The organism is Acinetobacter sp. 826659, assembly GCF_000588515.1.
GTDB lineage: Bacteria > Pseudomonadota > Gammaproteobacteria > Pseudomonadales > Moraxellaceae > Acinetobacter > Acinetobacter pittii.
Map to the genome: position 1 here is coordinate 173,766 of NZ_JFYD01000007.1, position 14,652 is coordinate 188,417.

15 protein-coding genes are annotated in these 14,652 nt (G+C 38.7%); 8 read left to right on the top strand and 7 right to left on the bottom strand.

The window, feature by feature from the left end; translation table 11 throughout:
• Nucleotides 1-47: 47 nt before the first annotated feature.
• A complete protein-coding gene (gene gatC / locus J663_RS15320; protein WP_000107699.1) occupies nucleotides 48-362 on the bottom strand; it encodes an Asp-tRNA(Asn)/Glu-tRNA(Gln) amidotransferase subunit GatC in 315 nt (104 codons plus the stop codon).
• A 133-nt stretch (nucleotides 363-495) separates the two neighbouring features.
• On the opposite strand from gatC, the gene J663_RS15325 reads away from it, so the two are divergent.
• From J663_RS15325 to J663_RS19160, 6 genes are all read left to right on the top strand, one after another.
• Entirely contained in the window at nucleotides 496-1,536 is a 1,041-nt protein-coding gene (locus tag J663_RS15325) for a rod shape-determining protein (protein WP_000601379.1), read from the top strand.
• Between the two features lie 16 nt (nucleotides 1,537-1,552).
• The gene (gene mreC, locus J663_RS15330) at nucleotides 1,553-2,410 is read left to right on the top strand and encodes a rod shape-determining protein MreC (protein WP_033850763.1); all 858 of its coding nucleotides are present in this window, start codon (nucleotides 1,553-1,555) and stop codon (nucleotides 2,408-2,410) included.
• Nucleotides 2,397-2,888, top strand: a complete 492-nt coding sequence (gene mreD, locus J663_RS15335) for a rod shape-determining protein MreD (protein ID WP_002116279.1) — start codon at nucleotides 2,397-2,399, stop codon at nucleotides 2,886-2,888. The genes mreC and mreD overlap by 14 nt, the downstream gene beginning before the upstream one ends.
• Entirely contained in the window at nucleotides 2,876-3,436 is a 561-nt protein-coding gene (locus tag J663_RS15340; RefSeq protein WP_025465969.1) for a Maf-like protein, read from the top strand. Before mreD ends, J663_RS15340 begins: the two co-directional genes overlap by 13 nt.
• A gap of 114 nt (nucleotides 3,437-3,550) precedes the next feature.
• Nucleotides 3,551-5,005, top strand: coding sequence for a ribonuclease G (gene rng / locus J663_RS15345; protein WP_032014564.1), 1,455 nt, complete (start codon nucleotides 3,551-3,553; stop codon nucleotides 5,003-5,005).
• 139 nt (nucleotides 5,006-5,144) lie between these two features.
• Nucleotides 5,145-5,318: a PA1571 family protein gene (locus tag J663_RS19160; RefSeq protein WP_002116397.1), complete on the top strand. Its 174-nt coding sequence runs from the start codon at nucleotides 5,145-5,147 to the stop codon at nucleotides 5,316-5,318.
• A 27-nt stretch (nucleotides 5,319-5,345) separates the two neighbouring features.
• On the opposite strand, the gene J663_RS15355 is transcribed toward J663_RS19160, so the two are convergent.
• Both J663_RS15355 and J663_RS15360 read right to left on the bottom strand, forming a co-directional pair.
• Entirely contained in the window at nucleotides 5,346-6,731 is a 1,386-nt protein-coding gene (locus J663_RS15355) for a WS/DGAT/MGAT family O-acyltransferase (RefSeq protein ID WP_005064414.1), read from the bottom strand.
• Nucleotides 6,732-6,902: 171 nt separating this feature from the next.
• Nucleotides 6,903-7,637, bottom strand: a complete 735-nt coding sequence (locus J663_RS15360) for a phosphoadenylyl-sulfate reductase (protein ID WP_005064416.1) — start codon at nucleotides 7,635-7,637, stop codon at nucleotides 6,903-6,905.
• A gap of 184 nt (nucleotides 7,638-7,821) precedes the next feature.
• Here J663_RS15360 and thrH point away from each other — a divergent pair, with 184 nt between their 5' ends.
• Entirely contained in the window at nucleotides 7,822-8,439 is a 618-nt protein-coding gene (thrH, locus tag J663_RS15365; protein ID WP_033850764.1) for a bifunctional phosphoserine phosphatase/homoserine phosphotransferase ThrH, read from the top strand.
• A gap of 58 nt (nucleotides 8,440-8,497) precedes the next feature.
• Here the strand turns inward: thrH and J663_RS15370 are convergent, their stop codons facing one another.
• Nucleotides 8,498-9,973 carry an outer membrane protein transport protein gene (locus J663_RS15370; RefSeq protein ID WP_033850766.1) on the bottom strand — a complete coding sequence of 492 codons (1,476 nt, stop codon included), beginning with the start codon at nucleotides 9,971-9,973 and terminating at the stop codon, nucleotides 8,498-8,500.
• A gap of 598 nt (nucleotides 9,974-10,571) precedes the next feature.
• Nucleotides 10,572-11,270 (bottom strand): NAD(P)H-dependent oxidoreductase, encoded by a 699-nt coding sequence (locus J663_RS15375; RefSeq protein WP_033850767.1) that lies wholly within the window; start codon nucleotides 11,268-11,270, stop codon nucleotides 10,572-10,574.
• Nucleotides 11,271-11,429: 159 nt separating this feature from the next.
• Here J663_RS15375 and J663_RS15380 point away from each other — a divergent pair, with 159 nt between their 5' ends.
• Nucleotides 11,430-12,455: an AraC family transcriptional regulator gene (locus tag J663_RS15380; protein ID WP_033850768.1), complete on the top strand. Its 1,026-nt coding sequence runs from the start codon at nucleotides 11,430-11,432 to the stop codon at nucleotides 12,453-12,455.
• Nucleotides 12,456-12,512: 57 nt separating this feature from the next.
• Here J663_RS15380 and J663_RS15385 read toward each other — a convergent pair whose 3' ends face one another.
• Together J663_RS15385 and J663_RS15390 are read right to left on the bottom strand one after the other, a co-directional pair.
• Nucleotides 12,513-13,496, bottom strand: coding sequence for a fatty acid desaturase family protein (locus J663_RS15385; protein WP_016143366.1), 984 nt, complete (start codon nucleotides 13,494-13,496; stop codon nucleotides 12,513-12,515).
• A 105-nt stretch (nucleotides 13,497-13,601) separates the two neighbouring features.
• Complete coding sequence (locus J663_RS15390) at nucleotides 13,602-14,402, bottom strand: PaaX family transcriptional regulator C-terminal domain-containing protein (protein WP_033850769.1); 801 nt, start codon at nucleotides 14,400-14,402, stop codon at nucleotides 13,602-13,604.
• Nucleotides 14,403-14,652 lie beyond the last annotated feature (250 nt).

The window sequence follows — 14,652 nt, forward strand, 5'->3', positions numbered from 1 at the left end:
AATTTCTTTACATTCAAAATAGGGAAGATGGGCTAATTGAGTAAAAGTTATTCAATCACGCGAGGAACAAGATACAAACCATCTTGAGTTGCTGGTGCAACTGCTTGGTATTCATCTCGATGATTGCTTTCAGTTACCACATCAGCACGTAAAGGTTGAGGATTGTCAAAAGGACTTTTCAAAGGTTCTACGCCTTCCGTATCAATGCCTTTTAAGGTTTCCATCATGCCTAAAATTTTATTTAGACTTTGAGCATATTCAGCAGATTGCGTATCATTGAGCGACAATCGAGCAAGATTGGCGATTGCTGAAACTGTTTGTGCATTTAAATCTGCTGAATGCTGTGCATCCGATGTAGACATAACATCACCTAATCAGTATTAAAAATTTTCAAAATATCGTGCGTTATAATAAGCGATTGACTTGTTCAAATCATCACATTTAGTTTAAAGTTGCCACCTTGCATCCACATGAAAGTTTAACTGAGAACGAACCGTGATTCTAAAACGACTAATTGGCTTGTTTTCGCCGGATCTAGCCATTGATTTAGGTACAGCAAATACACTTATTTATGCACCAGGCCGCGGCATTATATTAAATGAACCAACAGTTGTGGCAATTCGTCACAGTGGTTCACAAAAAATTGTTGCTGCTGTAGGTTTAGATGCTAAGCAAATGCTGGGCCGTACGCCTGCGAATATTTCTGCAATTCGTCCAATGAAAGACGGTGTAATTGCGGATTTTGAAGTGACTGAAACCATGTTAAATCAGTTTATTGGTAAAGTTCACGAAAAACGTTTGTTCCCACCTGCACCTCGTGTAGTTGTATGTGTACCATGTAAATCAACTTTGGTCGAGCGTCGTGCGATTCGCGAAGCAGTATTTAATGCTGGTGCCCGTGATGTTCGTTTGATTGAAGAGCCTATGGCAGCAGCAATTGGCGCAGGTATGCCAGTTGAACAAGCATGTGGTTCTATGGTTGTGGATGTTGGTGGCGGTACAACAGAAATTGCAATTATTTCATTGCAAGGTTGTGTCTATGCTGACTCTTTACGCATCGGCGGCGATGTTTTTGATGAGCAAATCATCAATTATGTTCGTAAAGCTCACGGTTGTGTGATTGGTGAAACCACTGCTGAAATTATTAAAAAAGAAGTAGGTATGGCTGTTTCTGATGGTACAACATTAGAAATCGAAGTACGTGGTCGTAACCTTGCAGAAGGTGTACCTCGTGCAATTACTGTAACTTCTGACGAAATTACTCAAGCTATTTCTGATCCGTTACAAAGTATTGTAAGTGCTGTGAAATCTGCTCTTGAGCAAACTCCTCCTGAACTTTCTTCTGATATTGCTGAGCGCGGTATTGTGTTGACAGGTGGTGGTGCGCTACTTCGTAATCTTGACAAGTTATTGGCTCAAGAAACTGGTTTACCAGTTGTTGTTGCTGAAGATCCTCTCACTTGCGTAACCCGTGGTGGTGGTAAAGTATTAGAATTCTTCGACAACCCGAACCATGACATGCTTTTCGTCGGTTAAGTTTAAGGATTAGGCGGTGCAACCGAATATTTTTTCAAGACAGCCGCCATCTTTCCGCTCGTTCATTATTGCGGTCATTACATGTTTGGTTGTGCTGTTCTTTGATTGGCGCATGCCTTATGTAATTCAGCCAGCAAGGGATGTCTTGTACGCTGCATATAACCCAATTTATGCATTGGCTAGTTATCCGGTACTGTCGAGAGAATGGCTGAATCAACAAACAAAATCTGAAGCACAACTGCGTCGTGAAAATACCGCGATGCAGGCTGAGCTTTTACAAGCTCAAGTCCGCTTACAGAAACTTTCTGAACTGTCAGCTGAAAATACCCGTTTACGAGGACTTCTTGATACCCCATTAATTATTGATGGCCGTATGGAAATTGCCGAAGTAATTGGTACAGATGCAGACCCATTACGTCATATCATCATTATTAACCGGGGCTCTATGGACCATCTAAAGGTTGGTCAAACGGTTCTGGATGATAAAGGTATTATGGGGCAGATCATTAACGTATATCCTCATAGCTCACGCGTGATGTTGTTATCAGATAAAGAACATTCACTGTCGGTACGTCTTGAGCGTACAGGGATGCGGGCGATTGTTTCTGGTACAGGTGATTTGGGCCGTTTAAAAATGGAATATGTCCCGACCAGTGCGAATATTCAGGTGGGTGATAAAGTGTTTAGCTCAGGCTTGGGTGAACATTTCCCAGCAGGTTACGCAGTGGGTACAGTTGCCAAAATAAGACGCCATAATTCAGGTGAGTTTGCTGAAATTGATGTAACACCATCAGCACAATTAGCAACAGGGCATCATGTAGTTGTACTTTTCTCTGAATCATTAGCGAAGGAGCAGCCATATGCCGATCGCTAAACTTAAACGAGAAAAGCGTAAAGATCCATTATGGGGAATTATTCTCTCCGTTATTGTGGGTTCTGTACTCATGGTTTATCCGCTATCCTATGATATTTCAGGATGGCGGCCACTGTTCATGTTAATGATCATGCTATTTTGGGTAGTATGCCAGCCAACATGGTGTGGGGTCTGGTTTGCATTTGGGATGGGGATTTTTACAGACTTACTGCTTGATGCACCTTTAGGACTCAATGCCTTAAGTTTTGTAATTGTGACTTTTCTTACCCGTTTTTTAATTCGTGAACGCCGTATTTTAACTTTTGTTAATTTATGGACGATAGCAACGTTGGTCATTATTGCCCATTTAGCATTTATGTGGGTAACACAGACGATGGGTGGAATTCATTTTTCAATTGCTAGACATTGGCAGCCTTTGATGACAAGTATCATCACATGGCCGGTCGTCTATTATTGTTTGGCAAAATGGCGCATATAGTTTTAGCATCTAGCTCTCCTCGTCGGAAGGAGCTGCTGCAACAGCTAGGCTTAGATTTTGAAATCTATAGTCCTGACATTGATGAGTCTGTTCATGAAAATGAGCTGGTTCATCACTATGTTGAACGGTTGGCTAGAGAAAAAGCTCAAACTGTATTGAAGCTTTTTCCAGAAGCTATTGTTATTGCTGCCGATACAAGTCTGGGACTTGATGGTCAAATTATTGGTAAGCCTGAATCGAAAAATCATGCCTTTGAAATTTGGAAACAATTATCTGGACGTTGGCATGATGTGTTTTCGGGACTGTGCGTTGCGACTCAACAACAGATGTTAAGTCAGGTAGTGCAAACACAAGTTGAGTTTCAGCGCCTGACTACACAGGATATGGAAGATTATTGGACCACGGGTGAGCCTGTTGGAAAAGCAGGTGGATATGCAATTCAAGGAATTGCCTCGCAATATATTCCCCAAATTCAAGGAAGTTATAGTAATGTGGTAGGACTTCCTTTATACGAATTTGCACAGTTATTCAAAAGAGTAAAGACATAAGGGGTTGTTATCATTCTTCATTGAATAGCATTGTCGATGAACACTAGACAACGTTAAAGTTAACAGCTTCTCTGACTCTTTAATAAAAAATTTTATAATGCTTTGAGTTTATGTATGTCAGAAGAACTACTTATTAATGTCACGCCTATGGAGTGTCGGGGGGCATTAATCGAAAATGGAACTGTTAATGAACTGTATGTCGAGCGTACAGTTAAACGCGGTCTAGTCGGCAATATCTACAAGGGTAAAGTTGTACGAGTGCTTCCGGGCATGCAAGCTGCCTTTGTTGATATTGGTTTGTCTCGAACAGCCTTTTTACATATCAATGATATGGTTTGGCCTCGTTCACAGCCTACCCCGAATGTCTTTGAGCTATTACATCCTGGGCAAACCCTTACTGTCCAAGTAATGAAAGATATGTTGGGCACAAAAGGCGCACGTCTAAGTACAGATCTTTCAATCCCTTCTCGCTATTTAGTTTTAATGCCGTATGGCAACCATATTGGTGTTTCGCAACGTATTGAGTCTGAAGAAGAGCGAGATCGACTGCGTAATATTATTGAAGGTATTCAATCTGAGCATAATTTACCCGGTAGCGTGATTGTCCGTACGGCTGCAGAAGGGGTGGATGAGGCAGAAATTGCTCAGGACATGTGCTATCTGAGCAAATTGTGGGAGTACATTCAGCGTAAGCAGACTGACGTTGCTGTTCCTTCTTTAATTTTTGAAGAACTTCCATTACCTCAACGTATTATTCGTGACTTAGCAAGCGAAGAAACTGCAAAGATTTATGTCGATTCGCGAGAGATTCATGCAAAACTGCTTGAGTTTGTAGATGAGTTTGTCCCGAATATGAAGAGTCGTCTCATCCATTATCCGGGAGAGCGACCACTATTTGATCTTTATAATGTTGAAGAAGATATTCAAAAAGCCTTACAAACTCGCGTAGCTTTGAAGTCGGGCGGTTATCTGATGATCGACCAGACTGAAGCCATGACAACGATTGACGTTAATACAGGTTCATATGTAGGTGGTCGTAGTCTTGAAGACACCGTTTTTAAAACCAATATGGAGGCGACTCAAGTTATCGCACGTCAACTTAGACTGCGTAATTTGGGGGGGATTCTCATTATTGATTTTATTGACATGCAAGAAGCAACTCACCGTGAAGAGGTGATGCGTCAGTTCGAGAAAATGCTTGAGCGAGATCACGCGAAGACCAAAATTACTCAAGTGTCAGAACTTGGTCTGGTCGAAATGACGCGTAAACGAACTCGTGAATCATTAGAACACTTGTTATGTGAATCATGTCCAACATGCCAAGGGCGTGGTTTTGTCAAAACAGCGGAGACAGTGTGTTACGAAATATTTCGTGAGATATTACGATATACCCGCGCATTTGAGTCAACGAGTGGCTTTACTGTTGTTGCCCATCCTTCTGTGATTGACCGATTATTAACAGCAGAAGCACCAGCAGTAGCCGATTTAGAGCATTTTATTAACCGTGTTATTAAATTTCAGGTCGAAAATTTATATACGCAAGAGCAATACGATATCATTTTAAGTTAAAGTTGTAACAAGATATCGCTTAATCCTTGTTACAACTGAAATTTTACTTTCATTCATGAATTTTAAATACTACTTACATACAGTAGCCCTAGACGTTCTCCCTATTAAACGTCTTAGCAAACAATAAGAGGTATAACCCATGAATGTAAGTGAAAACTTAATTAGCAACGGTCTTAAACATGTTTTAGAAAGCACGCCAGTAAATAGCTGCTATATGTTGAATGACCAAGGTAAAGAAGTACCAATCACAACTGCAATGATTCGTTCAGTATGTCATCAGTTGCTTAACCAGTGCCGCACAATCAAAAAATAAGGGGCCAATTCAAAGCCCCTTAATTTTCTAACTTGCTGAATGATGTTTCAGTTGTTTCTCTGCAATAATTTCTTCAAAACGTTGAATCTCATCTTCTAAATGAGTCAAAAGGTTTTGCATTTTTGGCAAAGCATTTCGACAAGCTGTTAATCCAACTTCAAGCTTATCTAAATAACTGGTCATGGTAATGTTTAGAGCTTGTCCATCCATGACAATCGAAGCAGGGTAGAGCGCATCTAATTTCGCGCCATTCCAATAAAGCGGCTCACGTGGTCCTGGTACATTGGAAATCACTAAATTGAACGCCTGACGCTTAGGAAGCATTCCTGACATGATGTTTAATCCTGCCGGGCCATAAACAACCGCACTATAGTTTAAAATTTCATTCGCAGTCATGCGGCTAAAGCGTTGCTTTGAATTCTGCATGCTACGGCGAATGATTTCTAGACGCTCTAACGGTTGATCTTTATGCGTCCCTAAATTTGCCAAAATCATAGTAATTCGGTTACTCATGTCAGAATCATCTGTACGTAATGAAGCTGGAACCATGGCAATAAGTGGCTTTTTAGGTAAGCTGTTTTGGCTAATCAAATATTCACGTAAAGCGCCTGAACATACAGCTAGGACAACATCATTAATCGTTACGCCCAATGCTTTTGAAATTTTTCTAAGGCGGCTTAATTCAAATGATTGGGCCGCAAAACGACGTGAAGCACTGACTCTTTGGTTCAAAATAGAAACTGGAGCCTGAAAAGTAGAAACATAATCAGGATTTTTACCCATTTCCTTGAATATTGTTTGAGATAGCTCGTGCATGACTTTTGGAGCTATGTCGAGTTGAGACTTAATACCGCCTAAAATACTTTTAATTTTACTAGTACTTGGAGTTGGTACTTTTAGACGCTTAGCTCTTTTGCTCTCAACACACCATAAAGGAACAACATGTTTCTCTTCCGGCGTTTTTGATAGAGATTTCTCGATCAAACGCATACCCGCAACGCCGTCGACCATCGCATGATGGATTTTAAAATACATGGCAAAACGATTGCCTTCGATTCCTTCAATAATGTCACAAGTCCAAAGTGGCTTTGCACGATCAATTAGAGAGCTATGCTGCTGTGAAATATACACCAGAAGTTCACGAATACGGCCAGGATGAGGCAAAGCAATGTGGCGAAAGTGATGATCGATATCGAACTCTTCATCTTCATCCCAAAATAGACCACTTAAACGATTATTGAAGGGCGGAATAGGAATGCTCTTTGAGCGTTTAATATCTTCTACTAAATCATGTACAAAGGTTTCTGGTGCATTTTCAGGAATTTCAAATAAAAATAATCCACCGACATGCATGGGTTGCTGTCTTTTTTCGAGTGACAGAAAAATGAAATCAATTGGGTGTAATGGACGCATAAATCATTGTGCCTCATGCATTTTTCTAAGAAGCCCTTATATGAGCTCTTATTAGAATTATAGAACCGTAAAATTAAGTATATAGCGTTTAGAGTAGAGAAAATATGACTTTGTGTACGGAACATGACATAAAAAAAACCACTGATTTGCCAGTGGTTTTTTGATATCCAATTACTTTTTCATATTACCAGCATGTAAGCCACACTCTTTTTGAGTGGCTTCTTCCCACCACCAGCGTCCTTCACGCTCGTGTTGATTTGGTAATACAGGTCGCGTACATGGTTCACAGCCAATAGAAACAAAACCGCGCTCATGAAGAGGATTATATGGAATTTCCATCATACGGATGTAGCTCCATACCTCAGCACTTGTCCAGTTCGCTAGAGGATTATATTTAATAAGTTGCTTACCTGGACCCGAGAAACCTGCATCAGCTTGTACTACCGGAATTTCTGTACGTGTACCAGGACTTTGATCTTTACGTTGACCCGTAATCCAGCCATCTAAAGTCGCAAGTTTTTTACGTAAAGGCTGAACTTTTCGAATACCGCAACATTCTTGATGCCCATCTGTAAAAAAGCTGAATAAACCTTTTTCGTTTACCATGTTTTGAACAGCTTCAGATTCAGGGAAACAAATTTCGATATTGATATTGTAGTGTTTACGGACAGTTTCAATAAATTGATAAGTTTCGGCATGTAGACGGCCCGTGTCGAGACTAAATACACGGAAAGGTTTGCCTAAGCGTGAAGCAATATCAATTAACACAACATCTTCTGCTCCCGAAAACGAAATTGCAATTTCACCTTGTTGACTTAAGGCAAGTTCTAAAATTTCTCGAGGGCTTTTGGTTGCATATTCAGCAGCAAGAGCATCTACGATATCAATGGTCGGAATAACGGTCATGTGTGTTCCTGGCAAAAGGCTTGGGCGCATTGAGTTATGAAAAATATTCTAAAGGATAGTTGATAAAGTGCTTAGCACTTTAATTTCGATCCTTATGAATAAAATTGATTTGATCAATAACAACGCAAAACTGAAAATCTTAATGGTATGATACAGCAATTTTTAACCAACGTTGGAAGCATTCATGGAAATCGTATGCCTAGATCTTGAAGGGGTTTTAGTTCCTGAAATCTGGATCAATTTCGCAAAAAAAACAGGGATTAAAGAACTCGAAGCAACAACTCGTGATATTCCGGATTATGATGTTTTAATGACTCAGCGTCTTAATATTTTAAAACAACACGGTTTAGGCTTAAATGATATTCAAGAAGTCATTGCCGAGATGGGGCCATTACCGGGGGCAAAAGAGTTTGTTGAATGGGTGAGTACGCATTTCCAACTCGTGATATTGTCAGATACCTTCTATGAATTTGCACATCCTTTAATGAAGCAATTAGGGTGGCCAACGATTTTCTGTCATAAGTTAGAGACAGATGAAGAAGGCATGATTACCGCTTATAAACTACGTCAACCAGATCAAAAACGTGAGTCTGTTAAAGCACTGCATGGCTTGAATTTCCGTGTAATCGCTGCAGGTGATTCGTATAACGATACAACCATGCTTCGTGAAGCGGACCATGGTTTCTTGTTTGATGCACCAGCAAATGTGATTGCCGAGTTTCCTCAGTTTCCAGCTATTCACGGATATGATGCATTAAAAGAAGCAATCCGTTCAGTTTCACAGCGTACAATCCCAGCTTAAGAATAAAGAATAAAAAAGGCGCTTTAAGCGCCTTTTTTATATAAATCAATTTTGAAACTTAGAATTTATAACCAAGTTTTAAACCATAAGCGATAGCGTTGTTGTCAGAGAATTCTGCAACGTATTCATCACCGCCGGCTTGCGCACCAGTTTGAGCTTTGGCATCACCCAACCAGAAATATTTTACACCGCCAGCAATAAACGTTTGTGGAGTAGGGCTGTATTGAACACCTAAACCTACGTTCCAGTAACCTTCTGTTGGACCTAAAGTTGTTACAGGATCACCTGCACCTGAGTCCCAACCTACAGAAACGTTACCTGCCCATTTATCGTTGAGTTTACGGCCAACACCAGTGGTTACTGTCCATTGGTCATCTGTATAGCTTACTAAATCAAAACCATTTGGACGACCTACAACAGGTAGTGGCCCTACGACTTTTGATAATTGGCCAAATTTGTATGGCTGAACAGAGAAATCTTTCCAGTTCACCCAACGAATGTTTGCAAATGCAACAGTGTCAGCCATGATACCTGTTTGGAAATCAAAGTTAACTGATTGAGGTGTAGTAATTGTGGTATCTGCTGAGCTATTTTTAATCGCATCGGCCGCAGCAGCTTGTCCTAATAATGAAAGAGCAGGAAGTGTAGGTATGTTTTCACGGATATTTACATCATGATCAACTTCAGAACGATAAGTTAAAGAAGCTTTAAGGGCAATTTCAGGAATTTGATAAGCAAAACCTGCTAACCAACCCACACCGCCAGTTTCTTTAATATCTGCATCATAGCCGTTGTAGATACTATAAGCTTGTCCACGAAGGCTGATATTTCCTTTAATTGTCTGGTATACGCCACCAGCATAAAGATTCCAGTTTTTATTGGGTTGAAAACCAAAAACCATTGCAAGGTTTTGAGTATCTACTTCAACCTTAGTAGGGCCTGTGCCAAGCAAACCATTGACTTGTTTTAAGCCAGCATCTACTGTTTTTGTTACCCCATCTGTGATTTGTTGCATTGCTGCAGTATTTGCTTGAATAGCTGCTTTTGCCTGATCAAGAGTGGCACCAGGAGGTAAAGCACCAGAATTTAATAAATTTTGTGCTGCAACAGTAACTTGTTGGTTGATTCCAGTTGTAATTGTTTGCTGACGAATACCTGCTAAAGCAGCTGGAGCTAGAATTGTATTAGAAGAGTCTGAAACAAATACGTTTTGACCTTTATATTCTGCATCTGCTCCAAACGGTTGATCATAAATTAAACCAAAAGAAAACTTATCGTTAAGTTGTAGTTTTAATGCTGCATTAGGGAAGTAATAATCTTCACCCATATCGCTAATATCACGGCGTGTTGCACTTGTACCTGCTTCTTTACCTGATACATCTGGATCTAAAGCAGTAATACCAGCTTCAAAGTAGTTTCCAGGCTGAAAAAAAGCAGACATTGATTGTCCAGAGCGATCCAATGCTGCTGCAAAAACCCCAGTTGCAGGCAGCGTTGCTAAAATCATTGCAGTGCTCAGATGTTTTAATTTCATTTTAATCTTTCCTTGAACTTCAAGACATTTTTTTAAAAGTAACAGAGTTAAACCGTTTAAACTGTGTTGCCTTCAAAGCTCCTAATTACAAGTAATAGAAGCTTTGATAACTCCATGTAACAAAAATAGCATAATTACAATAAGAGTAAATCTGTTATATGAACTGAACAGTACTCACTTTTTATACAAATAGTGTCAATAATGGATGAAATATGAAGGAATATTTGTATTATTAAATTAATTTAATTTATTGATATTTATATTTTTTATCTATTAGTAGTGGTCTTTGTTTTTATGACATTTTTGTCACAAATCCAAGAAAGATGGTCAAAGATTTTTTTGTAAAAATATGAATTAAGTGATTATGAAATGAGTATTGGTTGTCATTTTTAGTTGATAAGTCCAGTTTCTCTACATCTGTATATTATTGATTAAATTTTATATTATTAATTTTATGAAAAAGTTTACCTTAATTTTTTTACCATTTGATCCATTTTTTGAGCGAATTTGGATTCTATATTTGAAAGTTATGTGTAATAAAAAACCGAAAATAATGATCTAAATTCGGTTATTTAATTTTAAGAGCTAAAACATCGCATTACAGTGGATATAATTTTTCATCAAATTGCTCAAGTTTGGGAAATGTTAATGACTCGAGCTGGTCCAGATGAGTAAGGTAGATTACATAGTCTTCAAGAAGGGTTTGTCGTGCTTCTTGGCTAATATACGGCACATGGTAAGCAATGAATGGAGGTAGGACTTCAAAACCAGCATATGCCAAAGTACCACGTTGAATCGGCGATAAATAATTTTCAATTGGACCATGAATAGAGCTTTCTCCAAACATGTGTGTTCTACCACCGAGTGTTAAACACAACATCGCTTTTTTACCTACCATGCCGCCGTGATCGTAAAATCGCTTGCCTCCATAAAAAAGCCCTGAGACAAATACGCGATCAATCCAACCTTTTAAAATTGCTGGCACAGATGTCCAATAAAGTGGGAAATTTAAAATGACGAGATCTGCTTTTTTAACTTTTTCAATTTCTGCTTGAATATCTGGAGCTAGAAGTTGATTTTTGCTGGCATTTCTTTGTTCTAATGCATAGTTAAAATACTCAGGCTGATTAAGCTCTAAGAAATCCTCTTTGGATGCAATAGGGTTAAATTGCATCGCATATAAATCTGAAATTTCTACACTGTGCCCCAATTTTTCTAAGGTTTGCTTAGCTGTATTTTTTAGAGCAGTGGTGAAAGACTGTGGTTCTGGATGAGCATGGACAATAAGAATGTTCATAAGGTGAGACCTGTATTCTTTTCAGAAATTGTGCTGTCTAGTGCAATTCAGCGGATTTTGTTTTGGATAACTATGCATCAATTTAAAAGCATGGCATAGTTCATGAACTGACAGTTTTTACCATTTCGCGCCATTTTATTTTGCTCATATGGGTTGCTCATGAATCCAGAATTACCCGGAACTTATATTAATTTAATCGTTGAGACTGTTAAGCGGTGGGGTGTCTCTGGTGAGCAGCTTTTAAATGGAAGTGGAATAACCTTAGACCAATTAGAAAAGCCTTACTGGTATGTTGAATTCAACATCTTAAATCAGCTTATTGAACGGGCGATCGAGTTATGCAAAGAGCCAGCACTAGCAGTATATTTAGCTTTAAGCATGACGGCTTCATGTTATGGTTCAGTCGGAATGGCTGCCATAGTTTCTCCAAATTTAGGAGAAGCACTGAAAATACTTGAAGAATTCATTGGTTCACGTTGTAAGGTTTTTAAACCAGAATTAAAACAAGAAAATAATGATGCATGTTGGTCAATTCATCAGCCTGTTAATCAATTTCAATTGAGTTCAAATGCCAACATTTTTTTGTTAGTCGGTTTTGTTCAAATTGCCAAAAAATTAACAGGGCTTTCTCATTTGGGAAAAGTTGAATTACAAATGCCAGAGCCAATAGGTTTTGGCCAAATCAGTCATCAGCTGGCTGTAACTTGTTTATTTAACCAAAAGCGTAATCGTTGGATATTTCCAAAAGAGTATTTAGCACAACCTGTATTAACGGCAGACCCAATGCTAGCGCCGTTATTAAATGCGCAATGTAAACGGGATATAGAGAAATTAAACTTAAAAAGTAGTTGGAAAGGACAAGTCAAACAAGTTGCCGAAAAATTGCTTATGAATGGGAATATTGAGGCGCTAAAAGTTGGACAAGTGGCTCATATTATGAATATGTCGGAGCGAACTTTGCAACGTTATTTAGCTTTTGATGATACTAGTTTTACACTTTTGGTTGACTCACTGAAAAAGGAGCATGCCCAGAAACTTTTAGCTCAAAATAACATGTCGGTTGAAAAAGTGGCTTTAATGCTAGGTTATGCCGAGACTTCTCACTTCACTCGTGCGTTTAAGCGCTGGGTGGGTGTTACTCCTAAATATTTCCAAACCAAACATAAGATGGCGGATTCAAATTAAAGGGCCACAAATTTAAATTCATGGCCTTTCATTTATTATTTGAGTCAATTAAGTAGACTATTCTGGCTTAGATGAGAGTGATTCAATCACTTCAAAATAGCTAGGCGGTGCAGGAACATGTCCGCGGTCTCTCAATAGACGATGCATACGTGGCAGTTTGAAGTAGGGCACCGAAGCCATTAAATGATGTTCCATGTGATAATTGACATGAATAGGCGCCACAAAACTTCTAGCAATCCAACCTGCACGTGTAGTACGGGTATTAGTTAAAGCTGTATTACTCGTTTGCATCCCTGCATGTTCGGCCATTGAGCGAATTCTTAAAAATAATGGAAACGGTGTTAAATAAGCTAGGGGCCATAACCAATAAAACCGTTGTTGACCAAAAGCTTTTAAAACACCATAAAGAGCTACATTGGTTGCAATGGCACCACTACTGTTTTTTATAAGACTTTTTGCATAATCAACGAAATCTTTATTGCTTCGATCTAGCCAGACTTGATCATTGGCAACAGTCCATTTCATTAGATCTAGATCCATTAACACTCGACCAAAGCTAAACTTTAATCCTGTCATACCTGTTAAGTCGCGTAAAAATTTACGAGTAAGCGATTTTTTGCTTACAGGAAAACCAGAAACTAACGAAAGATCTGGATCATCTGGAGTAGAGGTTTTTGCATGATGACGAACATGATGTACGCGGTATTTTTGTAGATCATTCCAGATTGGACGGGCGCATAGCCATTCGCCTACAAAGTCATTTATTTTTTTATTTTTGAATAAGCTTTTATGAGATGCATCATGCATCAAAATTGCTAGGCATAACTGGCGACCTGCCAATATAGCTAAAGCTAGCATACAAGCAAGTAATTTGCCCCAGCTAGGTAAGTAATCCCACATCATGATTAAGCTTGCAAATGTTCCGCCAATAACGGCCCATGTGCTTGCAACAGCCCAAGCACCGTATATGTCTGAGGGTTGTGTGAGTTCTTGTATTTCTTCTCTGCTAAATAGATCGGTCACACTCACTTGTGCATTCATTTTTATTCTCCCAAATCAGATTTTGGTATCCATATCTTATATTACAAATATAATCATAAAATTTTAAAATGTGAAATATATGTTTGTAAAAAAATAAATCGCCCTTTAGTGGGCTAATTCATTTTCATAAAGTTTCTGCCATAGCTTTTGTCCAATCGAATCGAGCTGTTGTACATTTTGAGCAAACTGATTGCGGGCATGTTCATCAACAAATGGAGAAGGCAGTAGAGGATCATTCATGAGTAAGGTAATGGTTTCACGTCCTAATAATAAAGCTTGGGTAGCAGCCTCATTTAAGGATAAATTTTTATAATTCAAAAGCCATTCTTGGATATCTTGACTATACATTTCATAGTTTTTTTCAAGCTGTTTGATATCCCACAAAGAAGGAATTAACGAAACTGTTTTTGCGTCAAATTTTTGAATAATAGAAATTTTAGCTTCATTTTCAAGACCCGCTAAAATGAGTTCTTCACATGTTTTTTCAAAGCTATACGCTAAATTATCTGGACGTATATAAATTCCAGTTTCGAGTTCTCTAAAACCAAATTGACGTAAAGCGTGTTCTCTCTTTTTTAAAGCGGTTCGATCAATACGACCTAATGTCCCCGTAAAGACTGCCAGATAGTGTTGTTGCCATTCTTTAGTCTGCTTAATGCCATTTTTACGATTCAAAATAACTTTTGCCCATTCTTTGGTTGATGGCGAAAGTTGATAAATACCGCGTTCTACACTTTCTATCATCCCTTCATTTAATAGCCGAGTCGTAGCCACACGAATACCGTTGTCACTCATATTAAAAAGTTTAGCGGCAATTAATATTTGTCTAATCGTGAGCTGAGGGTAAGCAGAGGAAAGAAATAAATCGATAATGAGATGGCGCGCATTAATTTTGATATTTTTCATTCAGATTGAATTTTTGATATGAGTTGCATTTGATCAGAATAATATCATGTTTTTTTAAGGACTTTTTAAGATCATTTTGTAGAGTAAGTAAAGGTAAAAAGCTTTGTCTATAACAAGAAAAACTTTGGCAGTTCTTAACCAAGTTTTATCTTTTTACGATAGTTAACCCAAGTTTGTCATCATGATGTGATACATTATCGCACTTTAAATAAACTGCCTTTAACTAGGGGCAATAACCACAAACGTTAGA

Bases quoted from the DNA above. Each gene is read 5' to 3' on its own strand.
- J663_RS15370 (WP_033850766.1), bottom strand. From the start codon at position 9,973: ATGAAATTAAAACATCTGAGCACTGCAATGATTTTAGCAACGCTGCCT.
- J663_RS15355 (WP_005064414.1), bottom strand. From the start codon at position 6,731: ATGCGTCCATTACACCCAATTGATTTCATTTTTCTGTCACTCGAAAAA.
- J663_RS15380 (WP_033850768.1), top strand. From the start codon at position 11,430: ATGAATCCAGAATTACCCGGAACTTATATTAATTTAATCGTTGAGACT.
- J663_RS19160 (WP_002116397.1), top strand. From the start codon at position 5,145: ATGAATGTAAGTGAAAACTTAATTAGCAACGGTCTTAAACATGTTTTA.
- gatC (WP_000107699.1), bottom strand. From the start codon at position 362: ATGTCTACATCGGATGCACAGCATTCAGCAGATTTAAATGCACAAACA.
- J663_RS15375 (WP_033850767.1), bottom strand. From the start codon at position 11,270: ATGAACATTCTTATTGTCCATGCTCATCCAGAACCACAGTCTTTCACC.
- J663_RS15340 (WP_025465969.1), top strand. From the start codon at position 2,876: ATGGCGCATATAGTTTTAGCATCTAGCTCTCCTCGTCGGAAGGAGCTG.
- J663_RS15385 (WP_016143366.1), bottom strand. From the start codon at position 13,496: ATGAATGCACAAGTGAGTGTGACCGATCTATTTAGCAGAGAAGAAATA.
- mreD (WP_002116279.1), top strand. From the start codon at position 2,397: ATGCCGATCGCTAAACTTAAACGAGAAAAGCGTAAAGATCCATTATGG.
- thrH (WP_033850764.1), top strand. From the start codon at position 7,822: ATGGAAATCGTATGCCTAGATCTTGAAGGGGTTTTAGTTCCTGAAATC.
- rng (WP_032014564.1), top strand. From the start codon at position 3,551: ATGTCAGAAGAACTACTTATTAATGTCACGCCTATGGAGTGTCGGGGG.
- J663_RS15360 (WP_005064416.1), bottom strand. From the start codon at position 7,637: ATGACCGTTATTCCGACCATTGATATCGTAGATGCTCTTGCTGCTGAA.
- J663_RS15390 (WP_033850769.1), bottom strand. From the start codon at position 14,402: ATGAAAAATATCAAAATTAATGCGCGCCATCTCATTATCGATTTATTT.